The organism is Sulfitobacter rhodophyticola (assembly GCF_041281685.2).
Taxonomy (GTDB): Bacteria; Pseudomonadota; Alphaproteobacteria; order Rhodobacterales; family Rhodobacteraceae; genus Sulfitobacter.
This window is the reverse complement of the sequence record NZ_CP166251.2, coordinates 799,681-821,661: the sequence shown is the minus strand read 5'-3', so window position 1 is coordinate 821,661 and position 21,981 is coordinate 799,681. Positions and strand designations below refer to the sequence as shown.

The window sequence follows — 21,981 nt, the reverse complement described above, 5'->3', positions numbered from 1 at the left end:
GGCTCTGCCCCGGACCCCGGGATATTTCAGGAGAAAAGATAGGCGGATAGGAGAGAGCGGATGAGCAAGGTTATCAAAGGTGGGATGGTTTGCACGGCGGATCGCACGTGGAAGGCGGATGTGCTGATTGAAGGGGAAACGATCAAGCAGATCGGTGAGGACCTTGTGGGGGATGAGTACATTGATGCAGAGGGCGCCTATGTGATCCCGGGGGGGATCGATCCGCATACGCATCTGGAAATGCCTTTCATGGGGACGACTGCCGCCGAGACTTTTGAGACCGGGACGTGGGCGGCGGCCTGCGGCGGGACCACGATGGTGGTGGATTTCTGTCTGCCGGGGGCGGATGGGTCGATCAAGAACGCGATCAATGAGTGGCATCGCAAATCCGCGCCGCAGATCTGTTCGGATGTGGGATACCACATGGCGATCACTGGCTGGGACGAGAACGTCTTCAACGAGATGAAAGATGCCGTCGAGATGGGCGTCAATTCCTTCAAGCATTTCATGGCTTACAAGGGCGCCCTGATGATCGAGGATGACGAGATGTTTGCCTCTTTCAAGCGCTGTGCGGAATTGGGTGCGCTGCCGATGGTGCATGCGGAGAACGGCGATCTGGTTGCGGAATTGCAGCAGAAGTATTTCGATCAGGGCATCACCGGGCCCGAGGGGCATGCCTATTCCCGGCCACCGGAGTTGGAAGGCGAAGCGGCGAACCGGGCGATCACGATTGCCGATACCGCAGGCGTCCCTTTGTACATCGTGCATGTGTCATGCGAGCAGACCCATGAGGCCATTCGGCGTGCGCGGCAGAAGGGGATGCGGGTATATGGGGAACCGCTCATTCAGTTTTTGACGTTGGATGAGAGCGAGTATTTCAACAAGGACTGGGATCATGCGGCGCGGCGCGTGATGTCGCCGCCGTTTCGGTCCAAGGACCATCAGGATTCGCTCTGGGCCGGGTTGCAGGCGGGATCGTTGCAGGTGGTTGCGACGGACCATGCGGCGTTCAACACTGAGCAAAAGCGCGCAGGCCGCGATGATTTTCGGATCATTCCCAATGGGTCAAACGGGTTGGAAGAGCGGTTGAGCGTTCTTTGGACCGAAGGGGTTGAGACAGGGCGATTGACGCCGAACGAGTTTGTCGCGGCGACCTCGACCAATGTGGCGAAGATTTTGAATATCTATCCGCGCAAGGGCGCGATTGTTGAGGGGGCGGATGCAGATATCGTCGTGTGGGATCCCAAGATCACCAAGACGATTTCACCTGCAAATCACCATTCGATCCTTGATTACAACGTGTTCGAGGGGTTCGAGGTGACGGCGAATGCGCGGTATACGCTGAGCCGTGGGGATGTGATCTGGGCCTGGGGGCAGAATTCGCAGGCCAATCCGGGGCGGGGTAAGTTCGTGCCGAGGCCCGCGTTTCCGTCGGCAAATGTGGCGTTGAGCAAGTGGAAGGCGTTGACGAGCCCGAAGATGATCAAGCGCGATCCGTTGAATATTCCGGCGGGGATTTGAGTGGGAAGAACAACTACGCTTTATTCTGTTGATCGTGAAACAGTGCTCGCTTTCATCGAGGCAGAAGACCTGAGCTTTGATACGCGAAGCTCGGTAGGTCTTGACAAGGCTATGCCAGTGTTAAGCTATCTGATCGGATCAGACGCGGGCGAGCGTTCACTTTATTACTCGGAATGTCTTGAGTTGGGAGACGCAGCGTTGAGAGGTTTCTTGCCGGAGGACGCCGTGATGTTCTTGCGCAGGATACAAGATAAAACCGTGTCGAAAAGGCTTGCGGACGTAGATTGGCAAGCGGAAATCGCAGGCCAAATATATCCATTCAGACAAGACGATACCAAGCAAGAGTGTGTCAGCTACATCAGCCACTTCGAGAAAGCCATGGAAAGCTGTTTTGCGCGCTTGGTCGAAAGGGGCCACGGTATGATCACTGTGGAGGCGTGAACCAAATGAGTGTCGTTTCCGCGCAAAGCCTGGACCTGACTTTTCAGACCAATGATGGCCCCGTTCATGCGCTCAAAGGGGTAGACCTCAATATCAACGCGGGCGACTTCGTTTCCTTCATCGGGCCGTCCGGCTGTGGCAAGACCACGTTCCTGCGGGTGATGGCGGATTTGGAGCAGCCCACAGGCGGACAGATTACCGTCAATGGGGTCTCACCCGAGGAGGCGCGGAAGAACCGCGCCTATGGCTATGTGTTTCAGGCGGCGGGGCTTTATCCGTGGCGGACGATTGGCGGGAATATCCGCCTGCCGTTGGAGATCATGGGGGTGCCGAAGGCGGAGCAGGCTGAAAGGGTCGCCCGCGTGTTGGAACTGGTGGACTTGGCGGGCTTCGAGCGAAAGTTCCCGTGGCAGTTGTCGGGCGGGATGCAGCAGCGGGCGTCGATTGCGCGGGCGTTGAGTTTCGACGCGGATATCCTGTTGATGGATGAGCCCTTTGGCGCGCTCGATGAGATTGTGCGTGATCACCTCAATGAGCAATTGCTCAAGCTGTGGAAACGGACCGAAAAGACGATTGCCTTTGTTACCCACTCGATCCCTGAAGCGGTCTATCTGAGCACCAGGATCGTTGTGATGTCGCCCCGACCCGGGCGGATCACGGATGTAATCGAAAGCCCGTTGCCGATGGAGCGGCCGTTGGACATTCGCGATACGCCTGCATTCCTCGAGGTGGCGCACCGGGTGCGGGAAGGGTTGCGGGCGGGGCATCTGGATGAGTAGCGAGGGGCGCTTTTTGCGGATCGGCCCTTCGGGGAGGTTTTTGAACCATTTGGAAGCAGGGGGTGGCGCGTGAGCAGATCCGTTTTGCCTGTCTTGACCGTTGTAGGGTTCATCTTTGTGTTGTGGTACGCGGCGGCGGTTTGGCTGAACGCGCCATGGGCCTATGACAAGGCGACGCGGACGGGGGAGGTTTTGACGTTTTCGCGGGTCGTGGAAGATACGTGGTCCCAAGAGAAGCCCAAGCTGCCCGCACCGCATCAGGTGGGGGCGGAGATCTGGAAAACGACGGTTGAGAAGAAGATCACGTCGAAGCGGTCGCTGATCTATCATGCGTGGGTGACGTTGAGTGCGACCTTGCTGGGGTTTGCGCTGGGCACCGGGCTGGGCATTCTGCTGGCGGTGGGAATTGTGTACAATCGCACGATGGACATGAGCGTGATGCCCTGGGTGATCGCGAGCCAGACCATCCCCATTCTGGCGATTGCGCCGATGATCATCGTGGTGCTGAACGCGGTGGGGATTTCGGGGCTGCTGCCCAAGGCAATGATTTCGATGTATCTGTCGTTTTTTCCGGTGGTCGTGGGCATGGTGAAGGGGTTGCGCAGCCCGGATCAGATGCAACTGGATCAGATGCGGACGTGGTTTGCGAGCGGCAGTCAGATGTTCTGGAAACTGCGGTTGCCAGCGTCGATGCCGTATCTATTTACATCATTAAAGATCGGGATGGCGGCGTCGCTTGTCGGGGCGATCGTGGGTGAATTGCCGACGGGGGCTGTGGCCGGATTGGGCGCGCGGTTGCTGGCGGGGAGCTATTACGGGCAGACCATTCAGATCTGGTCGGCACTGATCATGGCGGCGGCACTGGCGGCGGCGTTGGTGGGGATCATCGGAGTTGTACAGCGGGTAACGCTCAAGCGGATGGGGATGGCGTGATGGGCTGGCTTGTCTTTGCACTGGTGGCCTGGGGGGCCGGATGGGCATTCAATGTCTGGCTGTCACGGCGACCTTCCCCGGGCGTGACGGGGTTGGCGGCCCCGCTGGTTTTTGGGGTGACGCTGATTGCGATCTGGGAAGGGATGGTGCGCGGGTTCGAGATCAACCAGGTGCTGTTGCCCGCGCCGTCGGCCATTGCCGCCCGGTTCGCGGGTTCGCTGGACATCCTGTGGGTAGATTTCGTGCAGACGGTGATCAAAGGCGCGCTGACCGGCTATGTCATCGGCTGCGGGGCGGCGTTTGTGGTGGCGCTTTTGGTGGACCGCTATGATTTTCTGCGGCGGGGGCTGCTGCCGGTGGGGAACTTCGTGGCGGCGTTGCCAGTGATCGGGATGGCGCCTATTCTGGTGATGTGGTTCGGCTTTGACTGGCAATCGAAGGCGGCTGTGGTTGTGGTGATGGTTTTCTTTCCGATGCTGGTGAACACAGTGCAGGGATTGCAGGACACCTCTGCCATGCAGCGTGATCTGATGCGCACCTATGCGGCTGGCTACTGGCGGACGTTGGTCAAATTGCGGTTGCCCGCGGCGATGCCTTTCATCTTCAACGGGCTCAAGATCGGCACGACGCTGGCACTGATCGGGGCGATCGTTGCTGAATTTTTCGGCTCTCCCGTCAAGGGGATGGGCTTTCGTATTTCCACATCGGTGGGTCAGCTTGCGCTTGACCTCGTGTGGGCAGAGATTGTTGTCGCGGCCATAACCGGGTCTGCCTTTTATGGCGCGATGGCATTGATCGAGCGATCGGTCACCTTCTGGCATCCAAGCCAGAGGCATTGAACGACAAAAGAAGACAACAACGAAGGGAGTTATGACATGAATTTTGTATCAAAAGCAGCGGCGACCGTTGCCGTGGGGCTGTGGGGCACGTTGGCCCAGGCCGCGGATGAGGTGACGCTACAGCTGAAGTGGGTCACACAGGCGCAGTTCGCGGGATATTACGTGGCGCTGGACAAGGGATTTTACGAGGAAGAGGGCCTTGACGTGACGATCAAGCCCGGCGGGCCGGATATCGCGCCGACACAGGTGCTCGCCGGTGGCGGCGCTGATGTGACCGTGGAGTGGATGCCTGCCGCCTTGTCCGCACGGGAGAAGGGGTTGCCGATGGTGAATATTGCGCAGCCTTTCAAATCCTCCGGCATGATGCTGACCTGTCGCAAGGATGCGGGGATTTCGTCCACGGATGACTTCAAGGGCAAGACGCTGGGTGTCTGGTTCTTCGGCAATGAATTCCCATTCCTGAGCTGGATGGCGCAGTTGGGAATTCCGACCGAAGGTGGTGCGGATGGTGTCGAGGTGCTCAAGCAGGGTTTCAACGTCGATCCCCTTTTGCAGCAGCAGGCGGCCTGTGTGTCGACGATGACCTACAACGAATACTGGCAGGTGATCGATGCAGGGCTCAGCCCGGATGACCTTCAGGTGTTCAAATATGAGGATCAGGGCGTGGCGACGTTGGAAGACGGTCTTTACGTGTTGGAAGATAACCTCAGCGATCCCGCATTCGAGGACAAGATGGTGCGCTTCGTTCGGGCCTCTATGAAGGGTTGGAAGTATGCTGAGGAAAACCCGGATGAGGCGGCAGACATCGTGCTGGAGAATGATGCATCCGGGGCGCAGACCGAAAAGCACCAGCGTCGGATGATGGGCGAGATTGCCAAGCTGACCGCAGGATCGAACGGGGCGCTGGTCGAGGCCGATTATGAGCGTACGGTGGCTTCACTGTTGGCGGGCGGTTCCGACCCGGTGATCTCCAAAGCACCTGAAGGGGCCTGGACGCATCGTATCACTGATCAGGCATTGAACTGAGCTTTCGGCGACCATGACTTTGGAAGGGCCTGCCGACGTGCGGGCCCTTTTTTTGTCCGGCTGGGTCTGTTGGCTCTTGGCATTGCTGGATGCAGGGCGAAGACTGGGGCTGTTCTTGTTTTCCATTGAAAGGTGCGGCTGATGACGCTTTCCGCAGATATGACCCAACGCATCCTTGCTTCTGTCGAGGACGGATTTGCCGATCAGGTGGCGATGACGCAGGAGATGGTGCGGTTTGCGTCCACACGCGGGCATGAACATGCCGTGCAGGACTACGTCTTTCGCGCGCTCCGGGACCGGGGGCTGACGATGGAGCGATTTTCGATGGATGAAGAGGCCATCGCCCGGCATCCCGGTGGCGCGCCCTTTTCAGCGGATCACACCGATGCGCCGATTGTCGTGGGTACGCACCGACCGAAGCAGGAAACGGGAAAATCACTGATCCTGCAGGCGCACGTGGATGTGGTGCCGACCGGGCCTGCCGACATGTGGACCCACCCGCCGTTTGATCCGGTGATCGAAGGTGATTGGCTCTATGGTCGGGGTGGGGCGGACATGAAGGCGGGGCATGTGGCCAATATTGCGGTGCTGGATGCGCTGGCGCGGATCGGACTGGCCCCGGCGGCAACAGTGCATGTGCAGTCGGTGGTGGAGGAGGAGAGCACCGGCAATGGGGCGCTCATGACCCATTTGCAGGGGTATAGCGCCGATGCGGTTCTGATCCCCGAACCGGAGGATGAAATGCTGGTACGGGCCAATACGGGTGTTTTGTGGTTCCAGGTGGAGATCAGGGGGCATCCGGTGCATGTGCGCGAGATGGGTCAGGGGGCGAATGCCATTGATGCGGCCTACCGCGTGATGGAGAGCCTGCGGGAGCTTGAAGCGCAAATGAATGCGCAGAAGGGTGCCCATCCGCATTTCGAGGGGCTGGACCATCCGATCAACCTGAACTTTGGCAAGATCGAAGGAGGGGATTGGGCGTCATCCGTACCCGCGTGGTGTCGGGTGGATTGTCGGTTGTCACTGTATCCCGGCATGGCGGCTGCAGATGTGGAACAGCAGGTGCGCGATCATCTGACAACGCTATCGCGGGCGGATGCGTTTTTGGCCAACACCCCACCGCAGATCACATTCAACGGATTTTTTGCCGAAGGATATGTGCTGGAGCCGGGGTCGGATGCGGAAGCGGCGCTTGCACGGGCGCATGAAGTGGTTACCGGTGATGCGTTGAAGGATCTGGTGACACCGGGATACCTCGATACGCGGGTATATGCGCTTTACGACCGGATACCAGCGCTGTGTTATGGGCCGATTTCGCAGAACATCCACGGGTTTGATGAACGGGTCAGCCTTGCATCCCTCAAGCGGATTACTGGGGCGATGGCCCTTTTCGTGGCAGACTGGTGCGGGGTTGAGGCGCGGGAGTGACTGCGGCTTTGTTGCCATGCAAGTGCAATCGACCTAAACCGAACTGTCTTTACCCGTCAGAATACGGAGAACCCTGAAATGGCGTCAGAGCAGCTTACACATCCAGAGTTGATCGAGGCGGCGGAGCTTTTCCTGCCTGCGGCTGATCTCAAGACGGAGTTGCCGTTCTTCCTCAATCAACTGGGGTTTCGGCTGGATGAGATTTTCCCGGCGGACGATCCGGCGGTTGCGCTGATATCCGGGCATGGGGTGCGCATCAGGTTGGACCGCGATGCGGATACGCCTCCTGGCAGGGTGCGGCTGCGCTGTGCGGGGCCGGATGGATTTGCGGGCGGGCATACGATGCTGACCTCTCCGGGCGGAAATGCGATCGAGGTGGTGGATGCCGCCCCGCCGCTGGAAATGCCGGAAACGCGGCATTCCTTCATGGTGCGCCATTTGCGCGACAGCGATTCCTGGGTGATCGGCAGGGCGGGCATGCGGTATCGGGACCTTATCCCCGACCGTCTGGGCGGGTCGATCATCGCCAGCCACATTCGCATCCCCGATGGCGGCCCGGTGCCTGACATGGTGCATTATCACACGGTCGGATTTCAACTGATCTTCTGTTATCGCGGCTGGGTGCGGCTGGTGTATGAGGATCAGGGGGAGCCGTTCATACTTGAGGCGGGGTGTTGCGTGATACAGCCGCCGCAGATCCGGCACAGGGTGCTGGAAGCCTCGGCGAACGTTGAAGTGCTGGAGATCGGCGTGCCGGCGGAACACATCACCACAATTGATCATGAGATGGTGTTGCCCAATGGCGTGGTGAACCCTGATCGGGAATGGGACGGGACGCGTTTTGTGCATCACAAGCTGTCGGAGGCTGTCTGGACACCGTGGCGCATTCCCGGATGGGAAAGCCGGGACACTGGCATTGGCACGGCGACGCAGGGCGTGGCAGGTGTGCATGTTGCCCGGCCAGCGCAGGTGCAGGAGGCATGGACCAGTCACGACACAAATATCCTGTTCACCTTTGTGAAAGAGGGGGAAATGACTTTGGAGGTGACGGGGCAAAAACCTTACCGCCTTGTGGCGGGCGATGCCTTCGTGCTGCCGCCCTTTCTGAAGGCGCGGTATGTGGAGGTCAGCACAGATTGCGAGCTGATCGAGACAGCGCTGGGGTCTGAGTTCGAGACACAGATCGCGGAATGATTGCAGCGGCTGTATGAATGCAAACGGCCCCGCCTTTTCAGCGCGGGGCCGTTCTGCGTTTGTCGGGTCGACTTAAAGGACTGTGACAACCGTGCCCAAGGGCACACGTTCATAGAGATCCTTCACATGTTCGTTCATCATGCGGATACACCCGTTGGAGACGGAGCGTCCGATGGAGCCGGGCTGCGTGGTGCCGTGGATACGGAAATAGGTGTCGCGGCCGTTCTGAAAAAGGTACAGCGCGCGGGCACCCAAGGGATTGCCGGGGCCGCCGGGCTGCGCTTCGGTGTTGCCGATAAACCGTTTATAGGCGTCCGGATCGCGTTCGATCATCTCGTCCGTTGGGCGCCACGTCGGCCATTCCTTTTTGACGGCGATGGTCGCGGTGCCGGTAAATTCCAGACCGGCCTTGCCGACACCCACGCCATACCGCAACGCGCGACCGGGAGCGGTGACAAAATAGAGGTAGTGGCTGCGTGGCAGGATCAGCAATTGGCCTGGCTGATACTGGCGTTTGATGGACACTTCCTGCGGAGTGGCGTCAAAAGCGGCAGTCCGGGCAGAAAGGACTTGTGGCAGTGCTGTTGCTGCGATTGTGCTGGCGAGAAAAGTACGGCGGCGCATCGAATGCTCCATAATCGGGAAAAAGGATGGCGTGATTGTCCCAAAATTGGGATTCGTCGCAAGCCCAAGATGCAAGAAACCGACCAATAGTTGCCCATTGGTCGGTCACATTCGCGTAATTCAGGCTTAAGCTTAGCTTAGGCGAGGGCGATGTTGGTCGCGCTCTCGCGGCCATCGCGGCCTGCTTCGATGTCAAAAGTGACTTTCTGATCGTCTGCCAGACCTGTCAGGCCAGCGCGTTCAACCGCAGAGATGTGCACGAACACGTCCTTGCTGCCGCCGTCGGGCGCGATGAAGCCGAAGCCTTTTGTTGAGTTGAACCATTTTACGGTGCCAGTGGCCATATCCGTATTCTCCGTATTTAGTGTGCCATCCGCGTCGTGCGATGGCTTGGCGTCGTTTTCGTCTAGATCGAACTGAGCGCCGGTAAGGGAGACAGGGGTCGGCCGAGAGTAACGTAAGCACCAATACCCATGACAGGTTGTGTCGGTCAGGGCAAGAGGGACCATTTAGAGCACAAATTCGGGCGACAGATTGCCGATTGAGCCCGGTCCGGCAAGGTCTTGCCATGATTGGCGAAAAACTGTCGAACATCCCGAAATTGACACAAATGAGCCGCAAACGCGCCTTTTCCGCATGCGTTTTCGACTGCGGTTGTAGGAACGTACCGATGTGGTTCGGGGCGGTTTAGTGAGTGAAAAAGGAAATGTTATGCGTATTCTGGCAGTTGATGACGACCCTGTGATTCTCGACATACTAGAGGAATGCCTGCCCAATGAAGGGCAGCATGAGCTTGTCTGCTGTGGTTCGGCCGAAGAGGCCTTGGCCATCACTCAGACTGAAGAACGGCCTTTTGATTGTCTTCTGCTCGACATCATGCTGCCGGGGGTGGACGGGATCACGCTGTGTGATCAGTACCGTCAAAGTGCTGCTTATCGCACCACGCCGATCATCATGATCACCGCCAGCACGGCGTCCGAGTTGATGGAAGCGGCGTTCCGTGCAGGCGCCACCGATTTCCTGTGCAAGCCGCTGGACCTGATCGAACTGCGCGCGCGCATCAATGCAGCGGGCATGTTGAACGCAAGCCTGCACCGCGAGCAGGAAGCACGCAGTACGCTGGAAGCCCTTTCCGAAAAGCTGCACCTGCGCTTTGATGAAGAGATCGCTTTGGACGTATCCGGCGTTGGCGATGCGCTGGCACTGGAGAACGCATTGCTGCGGATGCCAGAGGGATGTTATGCGATGAGCCTGTTCAGCCTCGATATTGTGGGGCTGCGTGGGATCCACCGCGCGGTTCCGGCACCCGCATTCCGCCACCATATCGAAGCGGTGGCCGAAGCTGCCGTTGAGGGGCTTGAAGGGCGTGCATGGCGTCTGGCCTATGTCGGCAGCGGCCGTTTCGTTGGATTGGTGATGGGGCGCATGCGCCTTAACACCGGCGATGTGTTGAGCCAGATCAATGCGTCTTTGGCGCTGTCCTGGGACGAAGCGGCCAGTGGCACCCCCCAGCCCCCCGTGCTGCGCCTGAACACGATCACCGATCAGCGTCTGTGGTCAGGTCTTTCTGCCAGTGATGCCCTTCGTGCGCATCTGGAAAACAACGATACCCTGTCGGAACTGGCGTCCGAGGACAGCGAGAATGCGCTGTTCGACCGTCTTGAGATGGCGATCGAAGGCGACCACTAAGTCGCATCCCTGATCTGACTTGATTGACAAAGGGCGTCCCACGGGGCGTCCTTTTGAATTCTTGGCGCATGAAGCCGCGGGATAGCGCAGCCGCGCACCCTGTGCGGAAAGACGAAAATCTGCTACAATGCAGCCCTGACAGAATGCAGGAGGGTGCCATGCGCTATGTCACGATCACCACATGGGAAATGCCGCAAGGGACTGATTTCAACATCGTCATGCAATCGATGCGGGACAAACGGTTGCCTGCACTAAAGGCACTGGGTGCAAACCGAGTGACGGTTATCCGCACGACCGACCGGACGGTGGCGGCGATGACCGAGTGGCCCGACAAGGCCACACGGGACGCCGCGGAGTTGAAGATCGATGAGGTCAGGCGGTCCGTGCATTCGGAGGACCAGACGCGGATGACCGGAGAGATGAAGGGAGAGATTGTAGCGGATATTTGAGGAGGCGGATGGGTGCGGGCACCCATCCCACGAATTACCGCACGAATTTCTTGTGCTTCAGCCGCTTGGGCTCAAGCGCATCGGCACCCAAGCGGCGCTTCTTGTCTTCTTCGTAGTCGGTGAACCCGCCCTCGAACCATTCCACATGCGCGTCGCCTTCGAACGACAGCATATGCGTACAGATCCGGTCGAGGAAGAAACGGTCGTGCGAGATGACCACCGCGCAGCCTGCGAAATCAACCAGGGCGTCTTCCAGCGCGCGCAGGGTTTCGACGTCTAGGTCGTTGGTCGGTTCGTCCAGCAGGAGAACGTTGCCGCCTTCCTTCAACAGTCGTGCCATGTGGACGCGGTTGCGTTCGCCGCCTGAAAGCAGGCCGACCTTCTTCTGCTGGTCGCCGCCCTTGAAATTGAAGGAGGAACAATAGGCGCGGGAATTTACCTCAGCGTCGCCAAGCTGGATCAGCTCGGCACCCCCGGTGATCGCCTGCCACACGGTATCGTCGGCGTTCAGGTCATCGCGGGACTGGTCGACGTAGCTGAGATCGACGGTGTCGCCGTACTCAATCGCGCCGTCATCCGGCTTTTCCTGCCCCGTCAGCATCTTGAACAGCGTGGATTTGCCCGCGCCGTTGGGGCCAATCACGCCGACAATGCCGCCGGGGGGCAGGTTGAAGTCCAGCCCTTCGATCAAGAGCTTGTCGCCCATGTGCTTTTTCAGGCCTGCAACTTCGATCACCTTGTTTCCCAGACGCGGGCCGTTGGGGATGACGATCTGTGCGCGGGTCAGCTTTTCGCGTTCGGACGTTTCGGCCAGGTCGTTGTAGGCGTTGATCCGCGCCTTGGATTTGGCCTGCCGCGCCTTGGCGCCCTGCCGCATCCATTCCAGTTCGCGTTCCAGCGTCTTCTGTTTGGATTTGTCCTCGCGCGCTTCCTGCTCCAGCCGCTTGGCTTTCTGTTCGAGCCACGCGGAATAGTTGCCCTCGTAAGGCACGCCCCGGCCCCGGTCCAACTCGAGAATCCAGCCGGTGATGTCATCTAGGAAATACCGGTCGTGGGTGACGATCAGGATCGTGCCTTTGTAATCGATCAAGTGCTGTTGCAGCCAAGCGATGGTTTCGGCGTCCAAATGGTTGGTCGGTTCATCGAGCAGCAGCATGTCCGGCGCTTCGAGCAAGAGTTTGCACAGCGCCACGCGGCGCGCTTCGCCACCTGAAAGCGACGACACATCCGCGTCATCGGGCGGACAGCGCAGCGCTTCCATGGAAACATCGATCTGGGAATCGAGGTCCCACAGGTTCTGCGCGTCGATGTCGTCCTGCAGCTTGGCCATCTCGTCCGCAGTCTCGTCTGAGTAGTTCATGGCAAGTTCGTTGTAGCGGTCGAGAATGGCCTTCTTGTCCGCCACGCCAAGCATGACATTTTCGCGCACGGTCAGTTCGGGATCCAGCTTTGGTTCCTGCGGCAGATAGCCGACGCGCGCGCCTTCGGCGGCCCATGCTTCGCCCTGAAAGTCCTTGTCCATGCCTGCCATGATCTTGAGCAGCGTGGATTTGCCAGCGCCGTTGACGCCCACAACACCGATCTTAACGCCGGGCAGGAAGTTCAGGTGGATGTTTTCAAATAGTTTCTTGCCGCCCGGATAGGTCTTGGAGACACCGGACATGTGGTAAACGTACTGATAGGCGGCCATGGGACGATTCCTGTCTGGTCAAATGGGGTTGGCTCTCGCAATATCGCGGGGATGAGACAAGATCAACGCAGACCTCCTCTGGCTGTTCTGACCCAACTGATTGCCATGTTGCTGTTGTCTGGTTGCGTCATGGCGGTGGGGCTTTCGGATACACCGAACCTTTATCTGGGTGGTCGCACTTACCCCGACCGTGCGGTTCCCGCGCCCTTGCAGGTGACGAACCCACCCATTTTTTTCGTCACGGACCGCAATGCACTTGGGTCAGAGGGGCGGGTGACGGGATATGGATCGGATCGATCAGATGCCATGGCATTTGGCCGCGCACAGGTCGAATTTCAGGCAGGCAGCTGGACAGATCTGGTCGAACGTACCTACGTCGACCGGGGCCGTCGTATGTCGCGGCTTGACGTTACACAGGTCGAGGAAATGGTACGGTTTCCACTGATCCCGTTGCAAGCACGGCGGCGGGACGGTGGGTTGCGGATCACACCCGAAGCGCGGGCGGCCTATTCCGCACAGGAAGAGGCGTTCAAGGCCGCGCTGAGGACGGAGGTGAAGCGCACGGGCAACGGGCGGGTGCTGGTCTATGTGCATGGGGTCGGCAATGATTTCGAAAATGCCCTCCAGACGCTTGCAAATATCTGGCATTTCTCAGGCCGACGCTCGACACCGGTCGCGTTTACCTGGCCTGCGGGAAATGGGGGCGCGCTTGGGTATTTTCAGGATCGCGAAGCGGCGGATTTCTCAGTCTTTCACGCAAAGGAATTCCTGCGATTGATGGCGGAGGTGCCAGAGGTCGAGGACATCGACATCGTTGCCCATTCGCGCGGGACAAGCGTCATGACACAGGCGTTGCGGGAGATGGTGATCTTCCAGCAAGGACGCGGTGCGGCCCCCAAGACTGCAATGAAGACCGGCACGCTGATCCTTGCCGCGCCTGATCTGGACACCGGTGTGGCCCGGCAGAGGATCACATCCGAGCGGGTGACGGAGGCGTTCGAGCAGGTCAATATCTATGTCAATCCTGACGACTCCGCGTTGCGTCTGTCTTCATTCCTGACCAAGCACCCGCGTGTCGGTGCTGCCGAGCGAGAGGATTTCGCGGCGGGCGAGTTGGCGCAGTTGCGCAAGGAAGCCCTGGTGCATTTCATTCGTGTGGAAGGGGCCGGCAGCGCACACAGCCATTCGTATTTCCGGCAAAACCCGGCAGTGATGTCTGATATCGTTCTGGCACTCCGAACGCGCGCATTTCCGGGCGGCACATTGCGTCCGCTGGAAGAGGATGCGGATCTGTTTTGGCGGTTGCAGCCGAATTATCCGCTTGAGCGTTTGCCGGTCCTCGAACCGGAACCGGGTCGTTGACCAGCTTTTCGGAAATGATCAACCGATATGCGCAACCCGGCGTGGTCGAGGGCATCTGGTTGCGCGAGGAACGTCTTGCTGACCCTGTGCATGTGGCGGAAGCGACACTTGGTCCCGCTGGTCTGGAAGGCGATCACGGGCGTGCGGGCAAACGCGCTGTCACATTGATACAGGCAGAGCATCTGGCGGTGATCGGTGCCATGCTTGGAAAGGTAACAGTGGATGCGGCCGCGCTGAGGCGGAACCTCGTGGTTTCTGGGCTTAATCTGAATGGGCTGAAAGGGCGACAGTTGCGCATCGGCGCCGCGCTGGTCGAGGTTACGACAATCTGTGCACCCTGCAGCCGCATGGAGGCCGCGCTTGGTCCGGGCGGGTATGCCGCAATGCGCGGGCACGGAGGATGGTGCGCCACCGTCCTTGAGCCAGGCAGCTTTAAGATCGGCGATCTTGTGGTGCCACAGGCTGTATTGGCATAGTTGCCGCCCGATTGAGGTCGGTTGAACTGTATCGGCGATGATTTTCGGTCTGATTGATTTTTGATGTGGCATGATTTGGCCGATCGTCCCGACTTTAATCTGCTAGACTCGACGCAACCTGAGGTGGGATGTTTCGGTTTCTCAACCGCAGGGATGGATCGTCGTTCCGACACCCGCGGTCAATTGATCAATCAAACGGGGCGGCGCAGCAACAGGGATACAAGTCATGTCAAAAACCACCATTGTCGTGGGTCTGGACGGGTCGGAGGCTGGTGCGCGTGCGCTGGAATTCGCAAAGGTGCAGGCGCGACGGCTGGACGATTGCGCGATTGCGATCTGTTATGTGATCGAATGGTCGCCATTCAGCTTTCAAACACCAGAAGAGAATGAGCAGCGCCACAAGCGCCGTGAAGAAGAGATCGAGCTGGCCCGCGAGCGGGTACTTGATCCGGCGTTGAAGGACGCCGAAGCAGATGATTTCGAGGTTGTCGGGATCGTCAGGCACGGTGATGCCGCGGACATTCTCGACGATGTCGCGCGCAAGCATGATGCCGCACAGATCGTAGTGGGCCGTGTTGGCGCGCGGGGTCTGAAAGAACGCCTTTTCGGCGGCGTCACCGGACGACTTGTGGCCACGGCCAGCGTCCCTGTCACGATCATTCCTTGAAACAGGTGGATATTACATGAAAAACATCATTCCAGCGGGAATGCTGGCTGCGCTTGCCGCAACCCTTCCCTCCTTTGTCGCTGCGCAAGAGGCGGCCAGCCTCGACCAGCGGGTCAACGATATCTTTGCAGGCTCTACCGGATGGTTTGTGAGCCTGATCTTCATGAATCTGCCCGGCACGAATTTCCCATGGATCGTGCTGTGGCTGGTGGTGGCAGCGTCGATTTTCACGCTCTACTTCGGCTTCATCCAGTTGCGGGCCTTCGGTCATGCAATCAGCCTTGTAAAAGGGGACTATTCGGATCCCGAAGACGCAGGCGAAGTCAGCCACTTTCAAGCTTTGACGACAGCGCTTTCGGGCACTGTGGGTCTGGGGAACATCGCCGGTGTGGCGGTGGCCGTCGGTATTGGTGGGCCGGGTGCCACGTTCTGGATGATCCTTGCGGGTCTTCTGGGCATGGCATCCAAATTCACCGAGTGTACGCTCGGTGTTAAGTATCGTAACGAGTATGCCGACGGTTCTGTCTCCGGCGGGCCGATGTATTACATGACCAAGGGCTTCAAGGAACGTGGCCTTCCCGGTGGCGGAATTTTGGCCGTGGTCTTTGCAATCTTCACGATCGGTGGTGCACTGGGCGGCGGGAACATGTTCCAGGCCAACCAGGCGCATGCGCAGATCACCCAGATCACCGGTGACTTCAGCGGCTTGATCACCGGCGGTGTCTTTGCGTTAGTTGTTTTCGCGGTGATCGTTGGCGGGATCAAATCCATTGCGCGGGTGACCGAAAAGGTCGTGCCGTTCATGGGGGTGACCTATGTTATTGCGGCGCTGGTCATTCTGATCGTCAACGCGGACCAGATCGGTTGGGCCTTCGGTCAGATATTCGAAGGGGCCTTTACCGGCCTTGGTGTTGCAGGCGGCTTTGTCGGGGCGCTTATTCAGGGCTTCAAGCGGGCGGCATTCTCCAACGAAGCGGGCGTTGGTTCCGCGGCAATCGCCCACTCTGCGGTGAAAACCAAGGAGCCTGTGACAGAAGGCGTGGTGTCGCTGTTGGAGCCGTTTATCGACACGGTTGTGATCTGTACGATGACGGCGCTGGTCATAACCATTTCGGGTGTTCTGGTCGTGAATCCCGAGACTGGTCTGTTTGTGCTCAATGAAGCGGGCACGGCGATCCAGACTGCGGACGGGTCATCCGGCGTGGCGCTGACGTCTGCGGCATTTGCCACCGGGTTCAGCTGGTTTCCCTATGTGCTGGCCATTGCGGTGATCCTGTTTGCGTTCTCCACCATGATCTCGTGGTCGTATTACGGGTTGAAGGCATGGACGTATCTGTTTGGTGAAGGCAAGACCAAGGAGCTGATCTTCAAGCTGATTTTCTGCTTCTTCATCATTGTGGGTGCAGCAGCCAATCTGGGTGCGGTCATCGACTTCTCCGATGCGATGATTTTCGCGATGGCAGTTGTGAACATCACGGCGCTGTATTTCCTGATGCCGATCGTCAAGCGGGAGATGAACAGCTACTTTGACCGCCTGAAATCCGGTGAAATTGTAAAGCATGCCGGGCACTAAGCCACTGCTGCGACATTGACAAAGGGCGGCAAAGCCCCTCCTTTCGGCCCCTGAAACAATTCAGGGGCCGTTTGCGTGCGTCATACAATGCCATTTGCCAGATCCGGTCAGGTGATCGGTTTGCTTGGCGGATCTTTCGATCCTGCGCATGCGGGGCACGCCCATATCACGCGGGAAGCGTTGAAGCGGTTCGGGCTGGATCGTGTGTGGTGGCTGGTGAGCCCCGGAAATCCGCTGAAAGACCGTGGTCCCGCGCCGATAGACAAGCGGATCGCGCGGGCAAAGGCGGTTATGCAGCACCCGCGGGTTGAAATCACAGACATCGAAGCGCAGTTGGGTACGCGCTATACCGCGCAAACCTTGCAGCATCTGCGACTGCTTTACCCCGGCGTTCGATTTGTCTGGCTGATGGGGGCCGACAACATGGCACAGCTTCATCTTTGGCAGGATTGGCGTGACATCATCGAAAGCGTTCCGATTGGTGTACTGGCACGCCCGGGTCAGCGTATTTCGGCCCGGATGAGCCGTGCCGCCGCGCTTTATGCGCCATACCGGATACCGGGGCGGTTCGGGCATTTGCTGGCACGGGCGGAGGCGCCTGCGTGGTCGTTCGTGAACGTTCCGATGAATGATACCTCTTCAACCGCGATCCGGGCGCGGGGCGATTGGTCAGCGCAACCGCGTTGAGGCAAGACCGGACCCGATGATCAACACCAGCCCTGCCCAGACCGATGCGTCAGGCAGGTCGGAAAAGACCGCCCATCCCAGCAGTACCGCCGCGATCAGTTGGAAATAGACCAGCGGCGCCAGCCAAGTCGCAGGTGCAATGCGGTAGGCGTAAAGCAACAGCAGGTTGCCGAGCATGGAGCAAAGGGCCGACGTCAGGGTGAGTGTCGCGGTTGCCGTGTTCAGGGGCGGCAAGGTGGCAAGGCCGAAAGGCAGAAGTGCAACCGCGCTGATGAAGAGCTGTGTAAATGTCAGTGCCAGGGGTTTGCCCACGTCCGACAGCCATCGTGACATGGTCAGAAAAGCGCCATAGAAGAAGCCCGCCAGAACCGCCCAGATCACGCCCGGTTCGCCGCCCATGCCGGGGCGCACCACCATCAGTACCCCGGCAAAGCCAACCAAGATCAAAGCACTGCGGACCCATGTCACCGGTTCACGCAGGAAAAGGGCGGCAAGGATGTAACTGACCATGGGGCCAATGAAGAACGCGGCGAACACCGTGGCCATCTCGGCCTGTCGGAAGGCGAACTGGATGGAAGTCAGCCCGCAGGTCAAGCTGAGGGCACGCAGCCAGACGCGCCTGTCGCGCAGAAGCGACATCGTGCCGCGTGGCAGGAACGGCAGTACCATCAGCGTCCCAAAGGCAAACCGCGACCAGGCGACGAATACGGGCGAGACGCCCATGTTCGAGCTGAGGACCTTCCCGGCGGCATCTCCGGCCGGGATCAGGGACATGGCCACGAACATGATCAGGACGGCGCGTTGCATGGACCCGGTTAGCACGGCGCGCTGCTGGATAAAATGTGTTCAATGAGCGGTTGTGTGCGGGCGGTGCGTGCGGTTTAAACAAATGCATGGGAAGAGGGATGTCACGCCGGGGATTTTTGCAAAGCGGTGCCGCGTTTTTCGCACTGGTGCCTGCTGCATTTGCCGCGCCGCCTGACACCTCGCTGCGCCCGGTGCTGCGGGCGGAGGATTTTTTCAAACGGGCGATCCCGGACGCTGATGCGATCATCCGGGGAGAGAAGCTGTCAGGTCAGGTTGCCTTTGCGGTGGCGGATGCGGCAAGCGGGGATTGGTTGGAGTGCGCCAATGAGCATCAGGGCACACCCCCAGCCAGCGTGACAAAAGCGGTCACAGCACTTTACGCGCTGGATACACTCGGCGCATCGCATCGGTTCGAGACGCGTTTGTGTGCTTTGGGTGGCGTTATCGACGGAGTTGTGCAGGGGGATCTTGTCCTGATCGGCGGGGGGGATCCGACGCTGGATACCGACGGGCTGGCAGGGATGGCTACAGCGCTGAAGGAAGCGGGGGTGCGTGCCGTCAAGGGTGGATTCAAGGTCCATGAGGCGGCCTTGCCATTGGTGCCTGAGATTGATCCGGGTCAACCTGATCACGTCGGTTATAACCCAGCAGTGTCCGCGCTGGCACTGAACTACAACCGGGTGCATTTCGAATGGAAACGTGGCGGCAGCGGATATGCCGTGACCATGGATGGTCGTACGGAAAAGTACCGCCCTGCGGTTGCGATGGCAGCCATGCAGATCAAGGACCGCCGCAGCCCTGTCTATACCTACGAGGATCGCGGCGGGCAGGATCACTGGACGGTGGCAAAAGGTGCACTTGGCAAGGGCGGCGCGCGCTGGTTGCCCGTACGCAAGCCGGGGCTTTATGCCGGCGATGTCTTTGCCACGATGGCGGGTTCACACGGGATCAGGCTGAAAGCGCCAGAGTTGATATCCTCCTTGCCCGTAGGGGGTGACGTAATCGCCAACTGGCAGAGCGACCCCCTTCTCGGCATTCTCAAGGACATGCTGAAATACTCCACCAACCTGACGGCGGAAATGGTGGGCCTTGCAGCTTCAACCAAACGTGTCGGGACAGTTGCGGATCTGCGCGCCTCAGCGGCAGAGATGAACGCCTGGGCGCAGGACGCGCTGGGTATGAGCGATCCGGGATTGGTGGATCATTCCGGTTTGGGCGACAGCAGCCGCCTGACAGCGCTGGATATGGCCAAGGCGTTGTTGAGGGCGCAGCAAGGTGCGTTGCGTCCAATTCTGAAACCCTTCAACCTTCGAGACAACGAGGGGCGGCCAATCAAGGATGGTGCCATTACGGTTGATGCCAAGACCGGCACGCTGAATTTCGTCTCTACGCTCGCGGGGTATATCACGGTGCCCACCGGGCAGGTGATGGCTTTCGCAATATTCGCAGCAGACGGGGATGCGCGGGCCAAGGTGCGCCCGGAAGAACGTGAGCGTCCGCCTGGGGCGCGGTCCTGGAACAGGCGGGCCAAGCGGGTGCAGCAAGGACTTATCGAGCGTTGGGCCGCCCTTTACGGCAGTGAACAGACCACGCAGCTTTGATCCCGGTAGGGGGCGCGGTCCTAGGACAGATGCCGCGCCCGTGCGCCGCGTTCAATTGCGGCGGCGTGCAGTCGGTCGATGTTCAATTCATACCGGATTTCTTCGAGCAGGCGCAGCTCCGTCTCCTCCAGCGTGCCGTCGGCAGCAGCCACATCACAGGCGAGCGCATAGGCCGTTTCGAACAGACGTTCGGGCAGGGCTTCCTTGATCAGACCAAAAAGGGCATCTAGGCCGTCTTCTTGCTCAAACAGATCAAAAACCGTCTTGCTGACAAGGCTGAGGCGATCTTCGTCATAGTCGGCAAAGATTGGCAGGATATTGACTGCGGATTGTATCTTGATCAGTTCTGAGGTGCCGATGTTCTCATCCGAAACGGAGACAGCGACCATAAGCGCGACAAGGCAGTCTTGCGCGCTGAGCGAGAGGGAAGTGCTGTCTTGCATGTTATGTCCTTTGGGGGAGGGTATGTTGCAGCGCAGAATATTGACCCTTCCCCGGTGACGCAATAGGAACGCGGACAGTCTGGCGCATGGGGTGCCGGGGCTGAAAATGGATGATCCGACATGTCAAAGATGCGTGACGCGGCGTTGAGCAGCAAAGCCTGGCCCTTTGAAGAAGCGCGCCGGGTGTTGAAACGCTACGCGTCAAAGCCCCCGGAAAAGGGTTATGTGCTGTTTGAGACGGGGTATGGCCCGTCCGGGTTGCCGCATATCGGTACTTTTGGCGAGGTGCTGCGCACCACGATGATCAAACGGGCGTTCGAAGAGATTTCCGATATCCCGACCAAGCTGATCTGTTTCTCCGATGATCTTGACGGGATGCGCAAGGTGCCGGGTAATGTCCCGCAGCAGGAGATGCTGGCGGAGCACATGCACAAGCCGCTGACCAGCGTGCCGGACCCGTTTGGCACGCATGAGAGTTTTGGTCACCACAACAACGCGATGCTGCGACGGTTCCTTGATACTTTCGGGTTCGAGTATGACTTTTATTCGGCGCGGGAATTCTACCAGACCGGCCAGTTTGACGAGATCCTGCTGCGCGCGGCAGAGCGGTATGACGAGATCATGGCAGTCATGCTCAAGAGCCTGCGCGAAGAGAGGCGGCAGACCTATTCGATCTTCCTGCCAATCCATCCCGAAACCGGCCGGGTGATGTATGTGCCCATCAAGCAGGTGGATGCCAAAGCGGGCACAGTCACTTTTGATGACCGGGACGGGACGGAGATGACGCTGCCGGTGACGGGCGGCAATGTGAAATTGCAGTGGAAGCCGGATTTCGGAGCGCGCTGGGCGGCACTGGACGTGGATTTTGAGATGTACGGCAAGGAACATGCCACAAATACAGCGATCTATGATCGGATCTGCGAGATACTGGGTGGAAAGAAGCCTGAACATTTCAGCTACGAGCTGTTCCTTGACGAAAATGGTCAGAAGATCTCCAAATCATCCGGGAACGGCATTTCGATCGATCAGTGGCTGTCCTATGCAAGCACTGAAAGCTTGTCGTATTTCATGTTTCTTAAGCCGAAGACGGCGAAGCGGATGTATTTCGATGTCATCCCCAAGGCGGTTGATGAGTATCACCAACAGTTGCGCGCTTATGAGACACAGGACGAGAAAGGCCGTTTGAACAATCCGGTGTGGCATATCCACGGGGGTGATGTGCCAAAGTCGGACATGATTGTGCCGTTCTCGATGCTGCTGAACCTCGCGTCGGTTTCTTCGGCCGAGGACAAGTCGCAGCTTTGGGGTTTCATCCAGCGCTATGCGCCCGATGCAACGCCTGAGGCAAATCCCGGCATGGACGCGGCAGCGGGCCATGCCGTGCGTTACTACAACGACTTCGTGAAGCCACAGAAGGTGTTCCGCGCGCCCAGCGAACTGGAGCGGACAGCGCTGAAGGAGTTGCGGGAAAATCTGAAGGCCTGGGACGGCGGATTGGACGCAGAAGCATTGCAAAGCATGGTGTTCGCCGTTGGCAAGCCGAAGTTCGACCCGCTGCGTGACTGGTTCACGGCGCTTTACGAAGTGTTGTTGGGCGCGTCACAGGGGCCGCGCTTTGGCGGTTTTATCGCGCTTTACGGTGTTGATGAGACCATCGCATTGATTGACGCGGCGCTGGCCGGGGAACTTGTGAACAGCTGAATTCTTGCCTCCGCCAGCGTGTGACTTACCTTTCTGCATGTCGCAAAGAGG

The 21,981-nt window shown here is 59.0% G+C and carries 22 protein-coding genes; 17 read left to right on the top strand and 5 right to left on the bottom strand.

Going from position 1 to position 21,981, the window contains the following annotated elements:
* Window positions 1-60: 60 nt before the first annotated feature.
* The 8 genes from hydA (at window position 61) to AB4X18_RS04995 (ending at window position 8,161) form a co-directional block, all read left to right on the top strand.
* Window positions 61-1,521: a dihydropyrimidinase gene (gene hydA / locus AB4X18_RS05030; protein WP_432817144.1), complete on the top strand. Its 1,461-nt coding sequence runs from the start codon at window positions 61-63 to the stop codon at window positions 1,519-1,521.
* A complete protein-coding gene (locus AB4X18_RS05025) occupies window positions 1,522-1,962 on the top strand; it encodes a hypothetical protein (RefSeq protein WP_370399071.1) in 441 nt (146 codons plus the stop codon).
* Between the two features lie 5 nt (window positions 1,963-1,967).
* Window positions 1,968-2,741, top strand: a complete 774-nt coding sequence (locus tag AB4X18_RS05020) for an ABC transporter ATP-binding protein (RefSeq protein ID WP_370399070.1) — start codon at window positions 1,968-1,970, stop codon at window positions 2,739-2,741.
* A gap of 69 nt (window positions 2,742-2,810) precedes the next feature.
* Window positions 2,811-3,674, top strand: a complete 864-nt coding sequence (locus AB4X18_RS05015; RefSeq protein ID WP_370399069.1) for an ABC transporter permease — start codon at window positions 2,811-2,813, stop codon at window positions 3,672-3,674.
* Complete coding sequence (locus AB4X18_RS05010; protein ID WP_370399068.1) at window positions 3,674-4,513, top strand: ABC transporter permease; 840 nt, start codon at window positions 3,674-3,676, stop codon at window positions 4,511-4,513. The genes AB4X18_RS05015 and AB4X18_RS05010 overlap by 1 nt, the downstream gene beginning before the upstream one ends.
* Before the next feature lie 36 nt (window positions 4,514-4,549).
* Window positions 4,550-5,539: an ABC transporter substrate-binding protein gene (locus AB4X18_RS05005; RefSeq protein WP_370399067.1), complete on the top strand. Its 990-nt coding sequence runs from the start codon at window positions 4,550-4,552 to the stop codon at window positions 5,537-5,539.
* A 141-nt stretch (window positions 5,540-5,680) separates the two neighbouring features.
* Complete coding sequence (locus AB4X18_RS05000; protein WP_370399066.1) at window positions 5,681-6,967, top strand: ArgE/DapE family deacylase; 1,287 nt, start codon at window positions 5,681-5,683, stop codon at window positions 6,965-6,967.
* A gap of 78 nt (window positions 6,968-7,045) precedes the next feature.
* Entirely contained in the window at window positions 7,046-8,161 is a 1,116-nt protein-coding gene (locus AB4X18_RS04995) for a cupin (RefSeq protein WP_370399065.1), read from the top strand.
* Between the two features lie 72 nt (window positions 8,162-8,233).
* On the opposite strand, the gene AB4X18_RS04990 is transcribed toward AB4X18_RS04995, so the two are convergent.
* Both AB4X18_RS04990 and AB4X18_RS04985 read right to left on the bottom strand, forming a co-directional pair.
* Window positions 8,234-8,785, bottom strand: a complete 552-nt coding sequence (locus AB4X18_RS04990) for a L,D-transpeptidase (protein WP_370399064.1) — start codon at window positions 8,783-8,785, stop codon at window positions 8,234-8,236.
* A gap of 137 nt (window positions 8,786-8,922) precedes the next feature.
* Window positions 8,923-9,129, bottom strand: coding sequence for a cold-shock protein (locus AB4X18_RS04985; protein ID WP_370399063.1), 207 nt, complete (start codon window positions 9,127-9,129; stop codon window positions 8,923-8,925).
* 367 nt (window positions 9,130-9,496) lie between these two features.
* On the opposite strand from AB4X18_RS04985, the gene AB4X18_RS04980 reads away from it, so the two are divergent.
* Together AB4X18_RS04980 and AB4X18_RS04975 are read left to right on the top strand one after the other, a co-directional pair.
* Window positions 9,497-10,474: a response regulator gene (locus tag AB4X18_RS04980; RefSeq protein WP_432817143.1), complete on the top strand. Its 978-nt coding sequence runs from the start codon at window positions 9,497-9,499 to the stop codon at window positions 10,472-10,474.
* A gap of 158 nt (window positions 10,475-10,632) precedes the next feature.
* Entirely contained in the window at window positions 10,633-10,923 is a 291-nt protein-coding gene (locus AB4X18_RS04975) for a hypothetical protein (RefSeq protein WP_370399060.1), read from the top strand.
* Between the two features lie 34 nt (window positions 10,924-10,957).
* On the opposite strand, the gene ettA is transcribed toward AB4X18_RS04975, so the two are convergent.
* Window positions 10,958-12,613 (bottom strand): energy-dependent translational throttle protein EttA, encoded by a 1,656-nt coding sequence (gene ettA / locus AB4X18_RS04970; protein WP_370399059.1) that lies wholly within the window; start codon window positions 12,611-12,613, stop codon window positions 10,958-10,960.
* A gap of 51 nt (window positions 12,614-12,664) precedes the next feature.
* Between ettA and AB4X18_RS04965 the strand changes: the two genes are divergently transcribed.
* From AB4X18_RS04965 to AB4X18_RS04945, 5 genes are all read left to right on the top strand, one after another.
* Window positions 12,665-13,975: an alpha/beta hydrolase gene (locus AB4X18_RS04965; protein WP_370399058.1), complete on the top strand. Its 1,311-nt coding sequence runs from the start codon at window positions 12,665-12,667 to the stop codon at window positions 13,973-13,975.
* 14 nt (window positions 13,976-13,989) lie between these two features.
* Window positions 13,990-14,451, top strand: coding sequence for an MOSC domain-containing protein (locus AB4X18_RS04960; RefSeq protein ID WP_370399057.1), 462 nt, complete (start codon window positions 13,990-13,992; stop codon window positions 14,449-14,451).
* 226 nt (window positions 14,452-14,677) lie between these two features.
* A complete protein-coding gene (locus AB4X18_RS04955; RefSeq protein ID WP_370399056.1) occupies window positions 14,678-15,118 on the top strand; it encodes a universal stress protein in 441 nt (146 codons plus the stop codon).
* Between the two features lie 16 nt (window positions 15,119-15,134).
* Complete coding sequence (locus AB4X18_RS04950; protein ID WP_370399055.1) at window positions 15,135-16,691, top strand: alanine/glycine:cation symporter family protein; 1,557 nt, start codon at window positions 15,135-15,137, stop codon at window positions 16,689-16,691.
* A gap of 87 nt (window positions 16,692-16,778) precedes the next feature.
* Window positions 16,779-17,378 carry a nicotinate-nucleotide adenylyltransferase gene (locus AB4X18_RS04945; protein WP_370399054.1) on the top strand — a complete coding sequence of 200 codons (600 nt, stop codon included), beginning with the start codon at window positions 16,779-16,781 and terminating at the stop codon, window positions 17,376-17,378.
* Here AB4X18_RS04945 and AB4X18_RS04940 read toward each other — a convergent pair.
* The gene (locus tag AB4X18_RS04940) at window positions 17,361-18,185 is read right to left on the bottom strand and encodes a DMT family transporter (protein ID WP_370399053.1); all 825 of its coding nucleotides are present in this window, start codon (window positions 18,183-18,185) and stop codon (window positions 17,361-17,363) included. The two genes, AB4X18_RS04945 and AB4X18_RS04940, sit on opposite strands and share 18 nt — an antisense overlap.
* Before the next feature lie 98 nt (window positions 18,186-18,283).
* Here AB4X18_RS04940 and dacB point away from each other — a divergent pair, with 98 nt between their 5' ends.
* Complete coding sequence (dacB, locus tag AB4X18_RS04935) at window positions 18,284-19,786, top strand: D-alanyl-D-alanine carboxypeptidase/D-alanyl-D-alanine endopeptidase (RefSeq protein WP_370399052.1); 1,503 nt, start codon at window positions 18,284-18,286, stop codon at window positions 19,784-19,786.
* A 20-nt stretch (window positions 19,787-19,806) separates the two neighbouring features.
* Here dacB and AB4X18_RS04930 read toward each other — a convergent pair whose 3' ends face one another.
* Window positions 19,807-20,229 (bottom strand): tellurite resistance TerB family protein, encoded by a 423-nt coding sequence (locus AB4X18_RS04930; RefSeq protein ID WP_370399051.1) that lies wholly within the window; start codon window positions 20,227-20,229, stop codon window positions 19,807-19,809.
* Between the two features lie 120 nt (window positions 20,230-20,349).
* Here AB4X18_RS04930 and AB4X18_RS04925 point away from each other — a divergent pair, with 120 nt between their 5' ends.
* Window positions 20,350-21,930 (top strand): lysine--tRNA ligase, encoded by a 1,581-nt coding sequence (locus AB4X18_RS04925; protein ID WP_370399050.1) that lies wholly within the window; start codon window positions 20,350-20,352, stop codon window positions 21,928-21,930.
* Window positions 21,931-21,981 lie beyond the last annotated feature (51 nt).